At 74.2% G+C, this 15,071-nt stretch carries 15 protein-coding genes, 2 tRNA genes and 1 pseudogene; 12 read left to right on the top strand and 6 right to left on the bottom strand.

The window, feature by feature from the left end; all coding sequences use genetic code 11:
* The first annotated feature begins 170 nt into the window (after positions 1-170).
* The 3 genes from ABTY40_RS21970 (at position 171) to ABTY40_RS21960 (ending at position 2,999) form a co-directional block, all read left to right on the top strand.
* On the top strand, positions 171-1,238 hold the full coding sequence (locus ABTY40_RS21970; protein WP_352061084.1) for a chorismate-binding protein: 1,068 nt from the start codon (positions 171-173) through the stop codon (positions 1,236-1,238).
* Positions 1,235-2,065, top strand: a complete 831-nt coding sequence (locus ABTY40_RS21965) for an aminotransferase class IV (protein ID WP_352061083.1) — start codon at positions 1,235-1,237, stop codon at positions 2,063-2,065. Before ABTY40_RS21970 ends, ABTY40_RS21965 begins: the two co-directional genes overlap by 4 nt.
* Positions 2,066-2,156: 91 nt before the next feature.
* Complete coding sequence (locus tag ABTY40_RS21960) at positions 2,157-2,999, top strand: GNAT family N-acetyltransferase (protein ID WP_352061082.1); 843 nt, start codon at positions 2,157-2,159, stop codon at positions 2,997-2,999.
* 30 nt (positions 3,000-3,029) lie between these two features.
* On the opposite strand, the gene ABTY40_RS21955 is transcribed toward ABTY40_RS21960, so the two are convergent.
* Positions 3,030-3,545, bottom strand: coding sequence for a DsbA family protein (locus tag ABTY40_RS21955; protein WP_352061081.1), 516 nt, complete (start codon positions 3,543-3,545; stop codon positions 3,030-3,032).
* A gap of 168 nt (positions 3,546-3,713) precedes the next feature.
* On the opposite strand from ABTY40_RS21955, the gene ABTY40_RS21950 reads away from it, so the two are divergent.
* Both ABTY40_RS21950 and ABTY40_RS21945 read left to right on the top strand, forming a co-directional pair.
* Positions 3,714-4,127, top strand: coding sequence for a hypothetical protein (locus tag ABTY40_RS21950; RefSeq protein ID WP_352061080.1), 414 nt, complete (start codon positions 3,714-3,716; stop codon positions 4,125-4,127).
* Between the two features lie 112 nt (positions 4,128-4,239).
* Positions 4,240-4,485, top strand: coding sequence for a hypothetical protein (locus ABTY40_RS21945; protein WP_352061079.1), 246 nt, complete (start codon positions 4,240-4,242; stop codon positions 4,483-4,485).
* Positions 4,486-4,501: 16 nt separating this feature from the next.
* On the opposite strand, the gene ABTY40_RS21940 is transcribed toward ABTY40_RS21945, so the two are convergent.
* Positions 4,502-5,059 (bottom strand): CGNR zinc finger domain-containing protein, encoded by a 558-nt coding sequence (locus tag ABTY40_RS21940; RefSeq protein WP_352061078.1) that lies wholly within the window; start codon positions 5,057-5,059, stop codon positions 4,502-4,504.
* A 189-nt stretch (positions 5,060-5,248) separates the two neighbouring features.
* Positions 5,249-5,662: an SsgA family sporulation/cell division regulator gene (locus ABTY40_RS21935; protein WP_015032345.1), complete on the bottom strand. Its 414-nt coding sequence runs from the start codon at positions 5,660-5,662 to the stop codon at positions 5,249-5,251.
* 189 nt (positions 5,663-5,851) lie between these two features.
* Here ABTY40_RS21935 and ABTY40_RS21930 point away from each other — a divergent pair, with 189 nt between their 5' ends.
* The gene (locus ABTY40_RS21930) at positions 5,852-6,274 is read left to right on the top strand and encodes a TIGR02611 family protein (RefSeq protein WP_352061077.1); all 423 of its coding nucleotides are present in this window, start codon (positions 5,852-5,854) and stop codon (positions 6,272-6,274) included.
* A 54-nt stretch (positions 6,275-6,328) separates the two neighbouring features.
* A tRNA-Val gene (locus ABTY40_RS21925) sits at positions 6,329-6,403 on the top strand.
* Between the two features lie 55 nt (positions 6,404-6,458).
* On the opposite strand, the gene ABTY40_RS21920 is transcribed toward ABTY40_RS21925, so the two are convergent.
* A complete protein-coding gene (locus ABTY40_RS21920; RefSeq protein WP_352061076.1) occupies positions 6,459-9,062 on the bottom strand; it encodes an SCO7613 C-terminal domain-containing membrane protein in 2,604 nt (867 codons plus the stop codon).
* Between the two features lie 113 nt (positions 9,063-9,175).
* Between ABTY40_RS21920 and ABTY40_RS21915 the strand changes: the two genes are divergently transcribed.
* Both ABTY40_RS21915 and ABTY40_RS21910 read left to right on the top strand, forming a co-directional pair.
* Complete coding sequence (locus ABTY40_RS21915; protein WP_352061075.1) at positions 9,176-9,622, top strand: SRPBCC family protein; 447 nt, start codon at positions 9,176-9,178, stop codon at positions 9,620-9,622.
* Between the two features lie 39 nt (positions 9,623-9,661).
* Positions 9,662-9,733 (top strand) — tRNA-Val (locus ABTY40_RS21910).
* 91 nt (positions 9,734-9,824) lie between these two features.
* Here the strand turns inward: ABTY40_RS21910 and ABTY40_RS21905 are convergent.
* The gene (locus tag ABTY40_RS21905) at positions 9,825-10,553 is read right to left on the bottom strand and encodes a 3'-5' exonuclease (protein ID WP_352061074.1); all 729 of its coding nucleotides are present in this window, start codon (positions 10,551-10,553) and stop codon (positions 9,825-9,827) included.
* A 120-nt stretch (positions 10,554-10,673) separates the two neighbouring features.
* Here ABTY40_RS21905 and ABTY40_RS21900 point away from each other — a divergent pair, with 120 nt between their 5' ends.
* From ABTY40_RS21900 to thrS, 3 genes are all read left to right on the top strand, one after another.
* Positions 10,674-11,240 (top strand): DUF4365 domain-containing protein, encoded by a 567-nt coding sequence (locus ABTY40_RS21900; RefSeq protein WP_352061073.1) that lies wholly within the window; start codon positions 10,674-10,676, stop codon positions 11,238-11,240.
* A complete protein-coding gene (locus tag ABTY40_RS21895; protein WP_352061072.1) occupies positions 11,241-12,563 on the top strand; it encodes a hypothetical protein in 1,323 nt (440 codons plus the stop codon). It abuts the gene before it with no gap.
* Positions 12,564-12,724: 161 nt separating this feature from the next.
* Complete coding sequence (thrS, locus tag ABTY40_RS21890) at positions 12,725-14,701, top strand: threonine--tRNA ligase (RefSeq protein WP_352061071.1); 1,977 nt, start codon at positions 12,725-12,727, stop codon at positions 14,699-14,701.
* A 24-nt stretch (positions 14,702-14,725) separates the two neighbouring features.
* Here the strand turns inward: thrS and ABTY40_RS30920 are convergent.
* Positions 14,726-14,940: pseudogene (locus ABTY40_RS30920) on the bottom strand (potassium channel family protein); the annotation flags it as partial.
* Positions 14,941-15,071: the final 131 nt, after the last annotated feature.

The raw sequence follows: 15,071 nt of genomic DNA, 5'->3' as shown, positions 1-15,071 counted from the left end.
AGCGTGCTGACCTGCGGACGGAACGGGGTGCCCGGGCGGGCCCGCCGGCGGGCCGTCCCCCGGTCACCCGCCGTGTCCCCCGGGTGGCCGTCCGCCCCCGCGCGGGCCCGGGGGGAGGGGCGCCGGCCGGGACCCCGCGCGAGGGCGCGGCGCGGACCTAGACTCGACGCGTGCACGACCTTCCTCCCCTCGCCCGCTTCGGTGGCCTCCTCGCGACCGATCTCCGGGACGTCACCCATGACCCCGAGGCCCTGGACTCCACGGGCTTCTGGGCCGTCTGCGCCGACTTCGAGGGCCGGCTCACCTGCGCCCGCTTCGGAGACGTACGGCCCGACCCGGTGCCCGTGCCGGCGCCCGGGGCCTGGGCGGGGCCCCGGCCCGGTGACTGGACGTCCTCGCTCGACCGCGACGCGTACACCGCGGGCGTGCGGCGCGTGCGTGAGCACATCGCGCGCGGGGAGGTGTACCAGGCGAACCTTTGCCGCGTGCTGACCGCGCCGCTGCCGGACCCCCGGCGGGCCGACGTCGACGCGCTGACCGCGCTGCTCGCCCTGGGTAACCCCGCCCCGTACGCCGGAACGATTCGCCTGCCCGCGCACGGCGTGGAGATCGCCACCGCCTCCCCGGAGCTCTACCTGCGCCGCGAGGGCGCCCGGGTCACCTCCGGGCCCATCAAGGGGACCGGCCGCACCGCGGCGGACCTCCTCCCCAAGGACCACGCCGAGAACGTGATGATCGTGGACCTCGTCCGCAACGACCTGGGCCGGGTCTGCGAGACCGGCTCCGTCGCGGTCCCCGACCTCTGCGCCGTCGAGGAGCACCCCGGCCTCGTGCACCTCGTCTCCACCGTCACCGGCCTGCTCGTCGAGGAGGCGGGCTGGCCGGAGCTGCTCCGCGCCACCTTCCCGCCCGGCTCCGTCACCGGCGCCCCCAAGTCGAGCGCCCTGCGGATCATCGAGTCCCTGGAGACGGCGCCCCGCGGCCCGTACTGCGGAGGTGTGGGCTGGGTCGACGCCGATGCCGGCACCGGGGAGCTGGCCGTCGGCATACGCACCTTCTGGATCGACCGGCCCGAGGGCGTCCTCCGCTTCGGCACCGGAGCCGGGATCACCTGGGGCTCCGACCCCGAGCGCGAGTGGGAGGAGACCGAGCTGAAGGCCGCCCGGCTGGTCGCGATAGCGTCGGGCGGCCACGAGTCAGGCGCCTACGAGGCGAGCGGAAAGGCCACTTCTCGATGAAACTCTGGGTCAACGGCGGGCTGCGCGACGCGGAGACCGCCCTGGTCTCCGTCCTGGACCACGGACTGACCGTCGGCGACGGCGTCTTCGAGACGGTCAAGGCGGAGCGCGGCGAGACCTTCGCCCTCACGCTGCATCTGGAGCGGCTCGCCCGTTCCGCCCGGGGGCTCGGCCTGCCGGAGCCCGACCTCGACGAGGTCCGCCGGGCCTGCGCCGCCGTCCTGGCGGCCAACCCGGTGGAGCTCGGCCGGCTCCGCATCACGTACACCGGCGGTCTCTCGCCGCTCGGATCGGAGCGCGGCGACGCCGGGACCAGCCTCGTCGTCGCCGTGGGAGCGACGACCCGGCGGGCCGACACGACGGCCGTGATCACCGTGCCGTGGACCCGCAACGAACGCGGCGCCCTCACCGGTCTGAAGACCACCTCGTACGCCGAGAACGTGGTCGCCCTGGCCCGGGCCCGCGAACAGGGCGCCACCGAGGCGCTGTTCGCCAACACCGTCGGACAGCTCTGCGAGGGCACCGGCTCCAACGTCTTCGTGGTGATCGACGGCACCATCCACACCCCGCCGGTCTCCTCCGGCTGCCTCGCGGGCATCACCCGGGCCCTCGCGGTGCGGTGGACGGGAGCCCGGGAGACCGAGCTGCCGCTGGACGTCCTGGAGACCGCCGACGAGATCTTCCTGACCTCCACCCTCCGCGACGTGCAGGGCGTGCACCGCGTCGACGGGCGTCCGCTCACCGCCGAGCCGGGTCCCGTGACCGCGAAGGCGATGCGGATCTTCGACGAGCGTGCCGCCCTGGACCGCGACCCGAGGCTCGGCTGAGCCGCCCGGGCGCCCCCCGGGGGCGTCCTCCCCTCGGCCGGTGCGGCAAAACCGGATGACGGGCGGCCCGGGGGCGGGTAGAACACGGGTGATGACCACCACCCTGCGGCCGGCCGAGCCGCTTCAGCAGACGCCCGAGGGCGGCCGCTCCCGGACGTACGACGTGTGTGTGAACAGCCGCCGCGTGGGCTCCGTCCGCCTCAGGACCGATCCCGGCTTCGGCGCCGCCGCGGGCGTGATCGCGGACCTCCGGATCGCCGAACCGGACCGGCGGCGCGGGCGGGGCACGGTGGCGGCGCTCGCCTCGGAGGAGGTGCTGCGCGGCTGGGGCTGCACCGAGGTGCTGATCTCGGTGCCCGCCGAGGCGGAGGCGGCGCGGCGGATGGCCCGCGCCCTCGGCTACACCGAGCGCAGCAGGAACATGCTCAAGGAGCTGCCGCCGGGCGATCCTCCGGCGCTCCCGGAGAGCGTCGAGGTGCGGCCGATGACCGAGGCCGAGTTCGAGGCGTGGTCGGCGCGGGCCAAGGAGGGCTTCGCGCAGAGCTGGATCGAGCGCGGCGTCCCCGAGGAGCAGGCCCGGGCGAAGGCCGAGGAGAGCCACCGCCGGCACCTGCCGCGGGGACTGGCGACCCCCGGCGCGGCCGTGCACGTCGCCGTACGGGACGGCCGGGACGTCGGCCTCCTGTGGACCGGCCGGATGGAGCAGGGGCCGGGGGAGCGGCTGGGATTCGTGTACGAGGTGGAGGTCGCGGAGGATCAGCGGGGCCGGGGGTACGGCAGGGCGCTGATGCTGCTGGCCGAGCGCGTCGCCCGGGAGGCGGGGGAGACCCGGCTCGGACTGCACGTCTTCGCGGGCAACACCCCGGCGCTCCGGCTCTACGACTCGCTCGGCTACCGCACGACCCACGTCAACAGCGCCAAGACGCTGTTGTAGGGGCGGGGCCCCGGGTCCCGGAGGACCTTTTCAGGCGGTGAGCAGCCGGTCGACGGCGGCCTCGATGCGGGCGCGCAGGCCGTCCTGGCTCCGGCCGCCGTCGAGGCGCTCCCCGCCGATCACATAGGTCGGCGTGCCGGTGACCTTGATCGCCTTGCCCTCGGCCTCGTCCGCGTCCACGGTGAGCAGGTGCCGGCCGTCGATCAGGGCCGTGTCGAACTCCTCCGCGTCCAGGCCGAGTTCCGCGGCCACCTCCAGGAGGACGGGCTCGCCCCGGTCGGCCAGGTCGGCGGTCCTGGCGAGCAGCGCCTCGGCGTACGGCCATCCCTTGCCCTGCGCGGCGGCCTCCTCGGCGGCCTGGGCGGCGGCGTAGGCGTGCTTGTGCTTGGCCAGCGGGAAGTGCCGCAGCTGGACGTCGAGCCGGTCGCCGTACTTCTCGCGCAGGGCGCGGACGTCGCCGAGGGCCTGGAAGCAGTCGGGGCACTGGAGGTCGAACCAGGCCTCCAGGACGACGGGGGAGGAAGGTGCGGTGGTGGTGTCGCTCATGGGAGCAGTCTTCCAGTCGGGACCCGGGCGCCCCAACCGGGACCTGGGGAGGAGGACCCTGACGGGGCGACCCGGAGATCTCCCGGAGAACGGTCCGGAGGCGTGGCCCGGAGGGCGTGGGGCGGTGCAGGATGGAAGGGTCGGACCGTCCGGGACCTGGAGGAACGCATGCTCGCCGAGACCATTTGCTCCGCGGTGGCCGCCGCGGGCCTGGGCATTGCCGCGATCTCGGCCTACCGGAGGCGCTTCCTCACGGCGACCCGGATCGCGGCCTACGCGCTGGTGCCGCTGGGCCTGGTGATGACGGGCGCCGTCGAGTGGATCGCCGGGACGGCGTTCAGCCCGGTCGCCTGGGCCGGGTTCGGCGTGCTGGGCGTGGCCTGGCTGCTGTTCCTGTCGACCCGCGCGGTCGAGCGGCGGCGCGCCGCGCGCGGTGAGGCGGGCGTTCCGGCCGTCGCGCCGGGCGCCTCGGCACCTTCCGGAGCCTCCCGTGGCGCGATAGGCAAGCCCCAGGCGGGGCCCGCGGCCGGCGGTGACGACTTCAGCGACATCGAGGCGATTCTGAAGAAGCACGGAATTTGATCGTTTGTGCCCGTTCCCGTCCCGGGTGATCCACAGGATGGGGTGAACGGCCCCGGGTGCGGGGCGTGTTGCGGGATTTCCGGGGCGCGCGGTGCGCGATCATCCCCCCGAGATGCCGGATACCTCGCGGAAGCCCGTCCCCGCCCCCACCGATGCCCCGTTCGACACCCCGGTCGATCCGCCGGCCGAGATTCCCCAGGTCGCCGTCCTCGCGGTCGGTGGAACCGGCGCGGAGTCCGCGGCCGACGAGCCGCGGGGATGTCTCTTCGCGCTCTCCCAGCCACCTCTGATGATCTTCCTGGCGGTGATCGGCGCCCTGCTGCTCGCCGCGGCCGTGCACGACCTCTTCGTCCTGTGACGGGCGGCGCCGGCACTCAGCCGGCGGCCTCCTTGCGGCGCGCGCGGTAGGCGGCCACGTGCAGCCGGTTGCCGCAGGTGCGGCTGTCGCAGTAACGGCGGGAGCGGTTGCGGGAGAGATCCACGAAGGCGCGGCCGCAGTCGGGTGCCTCGCAGCGCCGCAGCCGCTCCTGTTCGCCCGCCACCACGATGAAGGCGAGCGCCATGCCGCAGTCGGCGGCGAGGTGGTCGGCGACCGACGCGCCCGGCGCGAAGTAGTGCACGTGCCAGTCGTAGCCGTCGTGATCGGTGAGCCGGGGGGTGGTGCCGGCACCCGCCACGAGCTGGTTGATCAGCGGGGCCGCGATCCGGGCCTCCGGGGCGCTGAAGACCGCCGCGAACTGCTCCCGCACCGCGCGGACGGCCCGCAGGTCGCCCGGACCGAGCTCACCGACGTCGCTGATCTTGTGTGCCTCGACGAAGGCGCACAGCGCGGGGAGGTCCGCGAGCTCGTCCTCGCGATCGCCCTGCGGCGCGGTGTTCATCAGATCGACGACGGTGTCGAGGGCGATCCGGGTGTCGTGAGGGATCAGCACGATTCGCTCCCTGGCCGGCCGCGGGCGGGCGCCCGCGGATTGGCGCTGACTCTAGCGCGCCCCGGACAGCACAGCGGCGCCCGTCACCGCGCCGGCTGCGCGGTGGGGGCGCCGGATGTCATGCCTGTGTGACTGCCCGCGCGGCGCCGTCTCCCCGAGTCGGACGGCGCCGTGCGGCTCTCGGCTGGCTCAGCTGTCGGCCAGGATGTGGGAGAGCTCGGTGTCGAGATCGAAGTGGCGGTGCTCGGTGCCGGGTGGCACGGCCGCGTCGGTCCGCTTGAGGAACGACTCCAGGGCCCGCGCCGGGGCCTCGAGCAGGGCTTCGCCCTCGGGGGAGCTGAGGGCGATGCAGACGACTCCCTGACCGTGGCTGCGGGACGGCCAGACCCGGACGTCGCCCGTGCCGGTGGGCCGGTGCAGCCCCTCGGCGAGAAGGTCGCGGGCGAAGACCCACTCGACCGTCTCCTCGGCTCCGGTGTGGAAGGTGGCGTGCACGGCATAGGGATCGGCCGTGTCATACCGCAGGCCCGCGGGTACAGGCAGTGAGGACTCGCTCGACACAACGAGGCGCAGGTGCAGCTCGCAGCTGACCGTGGTGTTCATAAGCGCCAGGGCCTTTCGCTCAGTGTGCGCTCGGGGATTCGCACGTCGGCGAAATCGACATGCCACCTCAGGTGCCGTTGTAAACCCCTCTGTCGGTTTTGTGGGTGTTCAGGTAGCTCGTATGGGCGCGTGTAACTTTGGGTAATACTGCCTTTCCGGTCGGAGCCGCCCGTCCGGTAAGTTGGGGCCATGAATGCGGAGAGTGACGAGCGCACCGGGGAATCCGCGGACGGCCAGGACGCCGAACTCGGATCCCGGGCACCGGAGTTCATCAAGTCCCGGCGGGGCCTGCACCTGAGCTGGCAGGTCGGTGTCTTCATCGTGGGACTCGCCGTGGTCGGCGCGGGCGTCGTGATGCTGCCCCTGCCCGGACCCGGCTGGTTGGTCATCTTCGCCGGCATGGCGATCTGGGCGACCGAGTTCGTCTGGGCCCAGCTGGTGCTGCGCTGGACCAAGCGGAAGGTGACCGAGGCCGCCCAGCGGGCCCTCGACCCCAAGGTCCGCCGCCGCAACCTCATCCTCACGACGGCCGGCCTGGTGATCGCCGGCGTGCTCATCGGCCTGTACCTGTGGAAGTTCGGCTTCGTCATGCCGTGGAAGATCGACCAGTGACCCCCGGGTGGTGCGGGAGCCCCGCTGACATGCGGTAATGTTGGCGATGCGCCCGGGCGATTAGCTCAGTGGGAGAGCGCTTCGTTCACACCGAAGAGGTCACTGGTTCGAACCCAGTATCGCCCACCACCCGGACCGAAGGCCCGGAGACGACCACCGTCTCCGGGCCTTCGGCGTACCGGCCTCACCGCATCCGGGAGAACCGCTCCCGCAGCCTCCGCGCGTCCCGCAGCCGGTGCTCGTACGTGGCACCCACCCCGAGCAGCAGCAGCCCGGCGAGGGCCGGCGGCAGCCAGCGGGGCAGCGCGCCCACCACCTGCACGACGTACGGCGCCAGCTCGTGCAGACCCACCAGGGCCAGCGTCCCGCCGCCCAGGAGCAGCGGCGCCCGCAGCCGGAACCGCGCCCCCAGCAGCGTCACCCCGAGCGCGGCGACGCCCAGGACCAGCGGGCGGATCCAGACGGGGTCGGTCCACACCGCGACCAGGCCCGGCAGGAAGGTCACCGCGAGCCCCGGCCCGTACGCCGTCCAGGACGAGGCCTCCGGGTCGCGCCGCCGCCGCAGCAGGCCCACCACCAGCGCCGGCACCGTCACCGGCAGCGTGTACGCCTCCGGGGTCGTCACCTCCCAGGCCGCGAGCCGCACCCAGACCGCCGCCAGGGCCAGTCCCGCCGCCGCCCACGAGGCGAAGCGGCGCCGCTCCGGGCGGAGGGCCGTCGCCAGGGCGATCACCCCGCCGAGCGCGAGCACCAGCGCCAGGTACGCCGGGCGGGACACCGCGAACCCCACCGCGAGCAGTCCCACGGCCGCCCCCGTCGGTTCCACCGCCAGGGCCACCGGACGCGCCTTCGCGCCCAGGGCGGCCGTTCCCGCCGGCACCAGCAGGAGGGCCAGGGCCGTGTGGTGCCGGCCCAGGTCGGCGGAGGCGGCCGTGGCGAGCACCAGGCCCGTCGCCGCGAGCACCCCGCCGACGGCGGCGGCCGTCCGCCGCGCGCCGGTGTCGAGCACCGCCACGCCCGTGAGGAGCGCCAGCAGCAGCCCCAGCACGGTGAAGGTGGCGCCCCGCGTGTCCAGGGCCAGGCCGAGCGCGCTCACGCCCGAGGCGCACCCGGCGGTGAAGCCGAGCCACCCGAGGACGTTCGCGGCCTCCGGCGCACCGGCCGTAAGGAGCCCCCTGGTCAGGAGGGCCGGGCGGACGGCGAGCGCCAGGGCGGCCGTGGTCGACGCCAGCTGGACCGCGAGGGTCCCGGCGTACGGGAGGCCGAGCACCACGGGCAGGGCGGTGAGCAGGGCCCAGCCGAGCGCGAGCGCGCCTCCGCGGGCCCAGAGCCTCGGCAGCGCGGCGAGGGCGGCCCCCACGAGGAGCAGGACCAGCGCGGCGGTCGCCGGGTACGGCGCCAGGGCGCGCTCGGCATGGCGCCCGGACCAGACGCCCGTGGTCCGGGCCAGCGGCTCCAGGAGCCCGGCGGCGACGGGCGGCAGCGCCCACAGGACGCCGAGCGCGGAGACCAGGGCCCCGGCCCCCGCCAGGCCGGTCCGTACCGCCGCGGGCAGCCATCCGGCGGAGGGAGAATCGGCCCCGGCCGACCCGCCGCCGGCGCCCGTCGTACCCGCGCCTTCCGCGCCGGCCCTCGTACCCGCCCCGTCGCCCGTCCCCGGCCACTCCGGCGCCTCCGGGCGCCTGTCCGGCGTGGCCGCCCGTGCCCGCTCCGGATCGGTGCCGGGGCCCCACGCGGGGGCTCCCGCCGAACCGGCCGGCGCTCCCCACGTCGCCCACGCGCCGCGGGCGGCCGGCGCCACCGGGGGACCCGGGCGCCGGAGAGCCGCCAGGGGCAGCGCGCACAGGACGTACGCCGGGACCGCCCAGTCGTCCGGGAGGGCGGCGCGCAGCAGGCCGCCCGTGGCGGCGAGGACCGACAGACCACCGAGGCCCGCGACGGCCACCGCGACCGCGGGGGCGCTCCGGGCCACGTACAGGCAGAGCACGGCCGCCGCCAGGAGCAGCGGCGCGGCCGTCCACGGAGAGGCGAGGGAGAGCCAGCCGCCCGTCAACAGCGCCCAGGCCCCCAGCGCGGCCCCGCCGGCACCCGCCGTGGCCCGCACCGCAGGCGGCCGGGTCCGCAGCACCACCGCCGTGTCCACGACGGCCGTCACCAGCGCCGCCCAGGCGAACGCCGCCACCCCGCCCCCCGCGGCGAGCACGCCCAGCGGCAGCGGCAGCTGTGCGGCCGCCACGGCGGCGGGCAGCGGGATCCGCAGCCGGGTCAGCGCCGAGCCGTACGCGGCCCACGCCCCGGCGAGGACCGCCGAGGCCGCCGCCGCGTACCCGAGCCCGTCCGTCCCGGGCAGGGCCACACGGTGCAGGGCGTACGCGTCGAGCACCATCAGGACCAGCCCGAGCGCCGCCACCGACTCGGCCGTCGACACCAGGCCCCTGCGCAGCAGCGGGACCGGGGCCGCCAGAGCCGCCGTGGTCACGAGCGCCAGCACCGCCGCCCGGCCGCCGATCCCCATCGAACCCCAGCTGACCAGGGTGAAGGCGATCGCCGCGCTCGTCAGGAGGGTGCCGCCGAGGGTCAGCAGCACGTTCTGCGCGCCGCGCGGTGACGCCTCCGCCCCCGGGACGTGCGGCGGCCGGAACGGAGCGGCCGGCGCGGCGACCGGCCGGGACAGCGCCTGGACCAGCCAGGCCCGGCGGGCCAGCAACTGGGCGCGCCGTTCGTCGAGGCGGGCCAGCTCGCGGTCGATGAGCACGAGCTCGTCCGCGGGCGGCAGGGTGTTGTTCATGTTCCGGAGTGTGGCCCCGGCCACAGCACCGGGGAATGCGTCGCCGTACTCAGATCCGCACCTGAGTACACCCGGCGCCCGCGTGTGCGAACCGGGCGGCCACACTGGATCCCATGGACTGGCACCGGTACCGCTTCCGCAGCGTCTGGCGGCTCGACGCCCCGCCCGCCACGGTCTACGCCGTCCTGGAGCGGCCCGAGGACTACCCCCGCTGGTGGCCCCAGGTCCGCGAGGCCGTGCCCGTCGACGGGACCACGGGCACCGCGCGCTTCCGGTCCCTCCTCCCGTACGACCTCGTCGTCACCGTCCGCGCCCTGCGCCAAGACCCCCTCGCCCGCGTCCTGGAGGTCGGCCTCGGCGGCGACCTGGACGGCTGGGCCCGCTGGACCCTCACCGCCGAGGGCACCGGCACCCGCGCCCTCTACGAGCAGGAGGTCGAGGTCCGGGCTCCGCTCATGCGGGCGTTCGCCGTCGTCGGCAGGCCCCTGTTCCGGGTCAACCACGCCCTGATGATGCGGGGCGGGCGGCGCGGACTCGCGTCCCACCTGCGCCGGGTTTGAACGAACCCCGCGCGGGCCTGTATGGTTCAACCCGTTCCCGGGCGATTAGCTCAGCGGGAGAGCACTTCGTTCACACCGAAGGGGTCACTGGTTCGATCCCAGTATCGCCCACCGGGAGAGGCCGGTCCGTCGTCACGACGGACCGGCCTTCCGCATTCCGGCCCCGCTCACCGGGGTGTCCTTCACCCCGGTCGTCCACGCCTCACGCCGCCGTGCGCAGCTCCGGACGCAGCGGCCACGCCGGGTCCACCAGCTCCGGCGTCCCCTGCCGCGCGAACCAGGCCTGGAGCCCGCGGGCCTGCGCCGCGTGCCACACCGCCTGGAGCGTGTGCAGTTCCGCCGGCGTCAGCCGCTCCAGACGGGAGGCGAAACGCCGCCCCACCGCCCGTACGACCTCCATCGCCGCCGCCGCGTCCGCCGCCGCGTCATGGGCCGCGCCCAACTCCACCTCGTAGTGCGCGCACAGGTCCGTCAGTGTCCGGCGGCCCTTCCGGTACCGGTCCAGATGCTTGTCGAGCACCCGCGGGTCGAGCACGCACAGCGAGGTGGTCTCCAGGTAGCGGCCCAGCGAGGACGCGCGGTGGCGGCGCAGCTCGCGGTCCAGGATCGTCAGGTCGAACGGGGCGTTCATCACCACCAACGGCCGCCCCATCGCCGCCTGTTCGGCGAGCGCCCGGCCCACCTCCTCCATCACCGGCGACGGCCAGCGGCCGTTGCGCTGAAGGTGATCATCCGTCAGGCCGTGGACGGCCGTGGCCGCTTCCGGCACCGGTATGCCGGGGTTGACCAGCCAGCGCGTCACCCGGGGGCGCGCTCCGGCGGTGTCCTGCACGACGAGGGCGGCCGAGACGATCCGGTCCTCCTCGACGTCAACTCCCGTGGTCTCCGTGTCGAATGCGGCCAGGGGCCCTTCGTACCAGTGCGTCGTCATCCCCGAACTCCTCGCCCGCTCCGGGCAGATGGCCAACCCCCTGCCCGAAGCGGTGATACCCGGACTGTTTGCGACGTACGCGGACCGGTCACAACACAAGGGACGGGGAAGGAAGACGACATGGCGCTCGCCCAGCCCGAGTCGGGAGGGCTTCCGTCGCAGCGGGCGGCACCGGCGCGCGGCTCGCTCGCCACCACCGCCTGCATGGAGACCCTTCAAGTGGGCTACCTGCACGCGGTCGCGGCCGCGGCGGGCTGTTCGCTCGCACAGCCCTTTCCGGACAACGGCATCGACTGGCACGTGAGCCACAGCGCTCCCGGACACACCATCGACGACGAAGTGACCATCAAGGTGCAGCTCAAGTGCACCTACCAGATTCCGCCGCGCCCGCCCGGCAGCACCTTCTCCTTCACCCTCGACAACGACCACCTGGTGAAACTCGCCCGGACCCCCGTGGCCGTGCACAAGATCCTGGTGGTGATGCTCGTCCCGAGGGAGCCGGAGAACTGGCTGAGCGCGAGCCACGACCGGCTCGACCTGCGGCACTGCTGCTACTGGATCAACCTGGCCGGGCACCCGGTCACGGGACGGCGGCGGACCACCGTCCGCGTCCCCACGGCGCGGATCTTCGACGACCGGGCGCTCTGCGACATCATGACCCGGGTCGGCGGGGGAGGGAGACCCTGAATGCACCGGCCGATCGACGAACCCGAGTACGAGAGCGGGTACGGGACCCGGCGCGTCCCCGGACCCGCCCCGTCCCCGTACCGGCCCCACCCGGCGCCCGGCGAACTTCCCGGGCCCTGGACCGGGATCCCCGCCCCGCCGTCCGGCCCCTGGGCCGACGTGCAGGGCACCCCCGACCCCGGCCGGGTCGATCCCCGGGTCCTCGGCGCCCTCCTCGCCCGCCACGGCTGGCGGCGGCGCGGCGGGGCGGCCGGCCGCTACAGCCGCTGGACACCGCCCGGCAGCGGCACCGGCAGCGGCGGCACCAGCCTCCTCGTCCCGGAGAGCCGCGCCTTCCCCGACTGCGACGACCTGCTCGGTGAGGCGCTGACCGCGCTCGCCCGCAGCGCGGCGCCCTCCGCACGCGAGGTCCTGACCGGGCTCTGTGTGCCCAGCGACGAGATCCGCTGGTGGCGCGACGTGCCGCCGGGCCCCTCCGGCACCGTGCCCTGGACCGTGCAGGAACAGCTCAGGTCGGCCGCCCGTCAGCTCCTCGTGGCCGGCGCCCTCGCGGTGCGCGGCCGGGCCGGCTACTACGGCGCCCGCCACCGGCGACCCGCCCAGGCCTCCCTGGAGACCGCGGTCGTGGCCGCCGCCCCCGGCGGGCGCGCCCTGACCGCCTTCCTGCCCGTCGAGCCCGGGCGGCCCGTCGCCGTCCGGCTCTACCACGCGCTGTACGCGGCCCGCGAGGCCACCGACTACCAGCGCGCCACCGGCGGCATGGACGCCTTCGACTCCGCCGTCGAGGCCGGGGTCAGCCGCGAGCTGGTCGAGGCGCTCATCGCCCTCGTGCGGGGCAGCGAGGGCGCCAGGATCGCCCTGGAGTGGGCCCCGGCCGCCGGCACCCCCGAAGGCTGCGCGGCACGTCCCGAGCCCGTCGAGTTCTCGCCCGGCGACCTGCCCGCCCTGCGCGCCGCGGGCGCCCGCTACCTCGCGGACGAGCCGTCCGTGCCGGTGCGGATCACCGGGGCCGTGGTCCGCATGCGCCGCTCCGGCCCGCGCGGCGAGGGCACGGTACGGCTCCGGGTGCTCGCCGGGGCCGAGGTCCCGCACGTCCGCGTCACCCTCGACGAGGAGGCGTACCGCATCGCCGGCCACGCCCACCTCCTCGGCCTGCCGATCCGGCTCGTGGGCCGCCTGGAGAGCCGGGGCGGCTTCCGCCGCCTGACCGACGCCTCCGGGGTCGTACCGGTCCAGGTCGACGAGGCGGAACGCGACCGGCTGATGAAGTCGCTCCAGGAGAACCTCGACTTCTTCGAGGAGGCGTGCGGAGGGGACACCTGACGCACCCCCGGCGGGGGCGCGGCGAGGGGGTCCGGGGAAACCGTTTCGCGGTCGGCCGGATCGGCTCGGTACGATCAGCGGTGACGCGGCACCTCGTCTCTGCCGTGCACCGCCGGCGCCGGCACCTCGTGTCTGCCTGCGCCCTTATGTATGGAGCACCCGTGTCCGATGTCCGTGTGACCGTCCAGTCCACCTCCGGAGCCGAGGAAAGGGCGGTGAGCGCGGGCACGACCGCCGGCGCCCTGTTCGAAGGCGACCGCACCGTCATCGCCGCCCGCGTCGGCGGCGAACTGAAGGACCTCTCGTACGAACTCGCCGAGGGCGACGTCGTCGAGGGCGTCGAGATCTCGTCCGAGGACGGCCTGAACATCCTGCGCCACTCGACCGCGCACGTCATGGCGCAGGCCGTGCAGGAGCTGTTCCCGGAGGCCAAGCTGGGCATCGGCCCGCCGGTCCGCGACGGCTTCTACTACGACTTCGACGTCGAGAGGCCGTTCACGCCCGAGGACCTCAAGGCCATCGAGAAGAAGATGCAGGAGATCCAGAAGCGCGGGCAGCGCTTCTCCCGCCGCGTCGTCTCCGACGAGGAGGCCCGCGAGGAGCTGGCGGCCGAGCCGTACAAGCTGGAACTCATCGGCATCAAGGGCGCCGCGTCCACGGACGACGGCGCGAACGTCGAGGTGGGCGGCGGCGAGCTGACCATCTACGACAACCTCGACGCCAAGACCGGCGAGCTGTGCTGGAAGGACCTCTGCCGCGGCCCCCACCTGCCGACCACCCGGAACATCCCGGCCTTCAAGCTGATGCGCAACGCCGCCGCCTACTGGCGCGGCAGCGAGAAGAACCCGATGCTCCAGCGCATCTACGGCACCGCGTGGCCGTCCAAGGACGAGCTGAAGGCCCACCTGGACTTCCTGGCCGAGGCCGAGAAGCGCGACCACCGCAAGCTGGGCAACGAGCTGGACCTCTTCTCCGTGCCGGACGAGATCGGCTCCGGCCTGGCCGTCTTCCACCCCAAGGGCGGCATCATCCGCCGGGTCATGGAGGACTACTCGCGCAAGCGGCACGAGGAGGAGGGCTACGAGTTCGTCTACTCGCCGCACGCCACCAAGGGCAAGCTGTTCGAGAAGTCGGGCCACCTGGACTGGTACGCCGAGGGCATGTACCCCCCCATGCAGCTCGACGAGGGTGTGGACTACTACCTCAAGCCCATGAACTGCCCGATGCACAACCTGATCTTCGACGCGCGCGGGCGGTCCTACCGCGAGCTGCCGCTGCGCCTGTTCGAGTTCGGCACCGTGTACCGGTACGAGAAGTCGGGCGTCGTCCACGGCCTCACCCGGGCCCGCGGCTTCACCCAGGACGACGCGCACATCTACTGCACCCGCGAGCAGATGGCGGAGGAGCTCGACAAGACGCTCACCTTCGTCCTGAACCTGCTGCGCGACTACGGTCTGGACGACTTCTACCTGGAGCTGTCCACCAAGGACCCGGAGAAGTACGTCGGCTCCGACGAGGCGTGGGAGGAGGCCACCTCCGTCCTCCAGCAGGTCGCCGAGAAGCAGGGCCTCCCGCTCACCCCCGACCCGGGCGGCGCCGCCTTCTACGGCCCGAAGATCTCGGTGCAGGCGCGGGACGCCATCGGCCGCACCTGGCAGATGTCGACCGTCCAGCTGGACTTCAACCTGCCGGAGCGCTTCGACCTGGAGTACACGGCACCCGACGGCACCAAGCAGCGTCCGGTGATGATCCACCGCGCGCTGTTCGGTTCGATCGAGCGGTTCTTCGCGGTGCTCCTGGAGCACTACGCGGGCGCGATGCCGCCCTGGCTGGCCCCGGTGCAGGCGGTCGGCATCCCGATCGGCGACACCCACGTCGAGTACCTGCAGGAGTTCGCCGCGGAGGCGAAGAAGCGCGGTCTGCGCGTGGACGTGGACGCCTCCTCGGACCGCATGCAGAAGAAGATCCGTACGCACCAGAAGCAGAAGGTGCCGTTCATGATCATCGTCGGTGACGAGGACATGGCCGCGGGGACCGTCTCCTTCCGCTACCGCGACGGGTCGCAGGAGAACGGCATCCCGCGCGAGGACGCCCTCGCGAAGCTCGCCGACGTGGTGGAGCGGCGCGTCCAGGTCTGAGCACCGCCGGTGCCGGAGTGACGTTCAGAAGGCCCCCGGGGAGTCCTCCGGGGGCCTTCCGTCCTTCCCGCGGCGCTCGTCCTCGCCCCGGAAGGCCTGGATCAGCCACGAGGAGAACGAACCCGTCACCGTGCCCAGCAGCGCCAGGCCGCAGGCCGTCGGACCCACGCCACCAGCCGGCCCACCGGTGTCACCGGGGCCACGTCCCCGTATCCCACCGTCGCCAGGATCGAGCAGGCTGAGCCGGAGCCGTACCGCGTAGTCGGCGGCGAACACCGCCCAGGACGCGAGGGTGAGGGCGAGGCACAGGTCGCGCCACGGCGCGGGGAGGCGGTCGGCGAGGGAGGTCCGCGCGCGGCGGTCCCAGCGT

The organism is Streptomyces sp. NPDC126503 (genome assembly GCF_040302405.1).
In the GTDB taxonomy this organism is placed as follows: Bacteria; Actinomycetota; Actinomycetes; order Streptomycetales; family Streptomycetaceae; genus Streptomyces; species Streptomyces gulbargensis.
Note: the sequence above shows the minus strand (reverse complement) of the source record. Positions and strands in the feature narration are given on the sequence as shown.

Coding starts and splice junctions, on each gene's coding strand:
- ABTY40_RS21895 (WP_352061072.1), top strand. CDS start 11,241: ATGCACCGGCCGATCGACGAACCCGAGTACGAGAGCGGGTACGGGACC.
- ABTY40_RS21960 (WP_352061082.1), top strand. CDS start 2,157: ATGACCACCACCCTGCGGCCGGCCGAGCCGCTTCAGCAGACGCCCGAG.
- ABTY40_RS21965 (WP_352061083.1), top strand. CDS start 1,235: ATGAAACTCTGGGTCAACGGCGGGCTGCGCGACGCGGAGACCGCCCTG.
- ABTY40_RS21955 (WP_352061081.1), bottom strand. CDS start 3,545: ATGAGCGACACCACCACCGCACCTTCCTCCCCCGTCGTCCTGGAGGCC.
- ABTY40_RS21930 (WP_352061077.1), top strand. CDS start 5,852: ATGAATGCGGAGAGTGACGAGCGCACCGGGGAATCCGCGGACGGCCAG.
- ABTY40_RS21950 (WP_352061080.1), top strand. CDS start 3,714: ATGCTCGCCGAGACCATTTGCTCCGCGGTGGCCGCCGCGGGCCTGGGC.
- ABTY40_RS21920 (WP_352061076.1), bottom strand. CDS start 9,062: ATGAACAACACCCTGCCGCCCGCGGACGAGCTCGTGCTCATCGACCGC.
- ABTY40_RS21935 (WP_015032345.1), bottom strand. CDS start 5,662: ATGAACACCACGGTCAGCTGCGAGCTGCACCTGCGCCTCGTTGTGTCG.
- ABTY40_RS21905 (WP_352061074.1), bottom strand. CDS start 10,553: ATGACGACGCACTGGTACGAAGGGCCCCTGGCCGCATTCGACACGGAG.
- ABTY40_RS21900 (WP_352061073.1), top strand. CDS start 10,674: ATGGCGCTCGCCCAGCCCGAGTCGGGAGGGCTTCCGTCGCAGCGGGCG.
- ABTY40_RS21945 (WP_352061079.1), top strand. CDS start 4,240: ATGCCGGATACCTCGCGGAAGCCCGTCCCCGCCCCCACCGATGCCCCG.
- ABTY40_RS21915 (WP_352061075.1), top strand. CDS start 9,176: ATGGACTGGCACCGGTACCGCTTCCGCAGCGTCTGGCGGCTCGACGCC.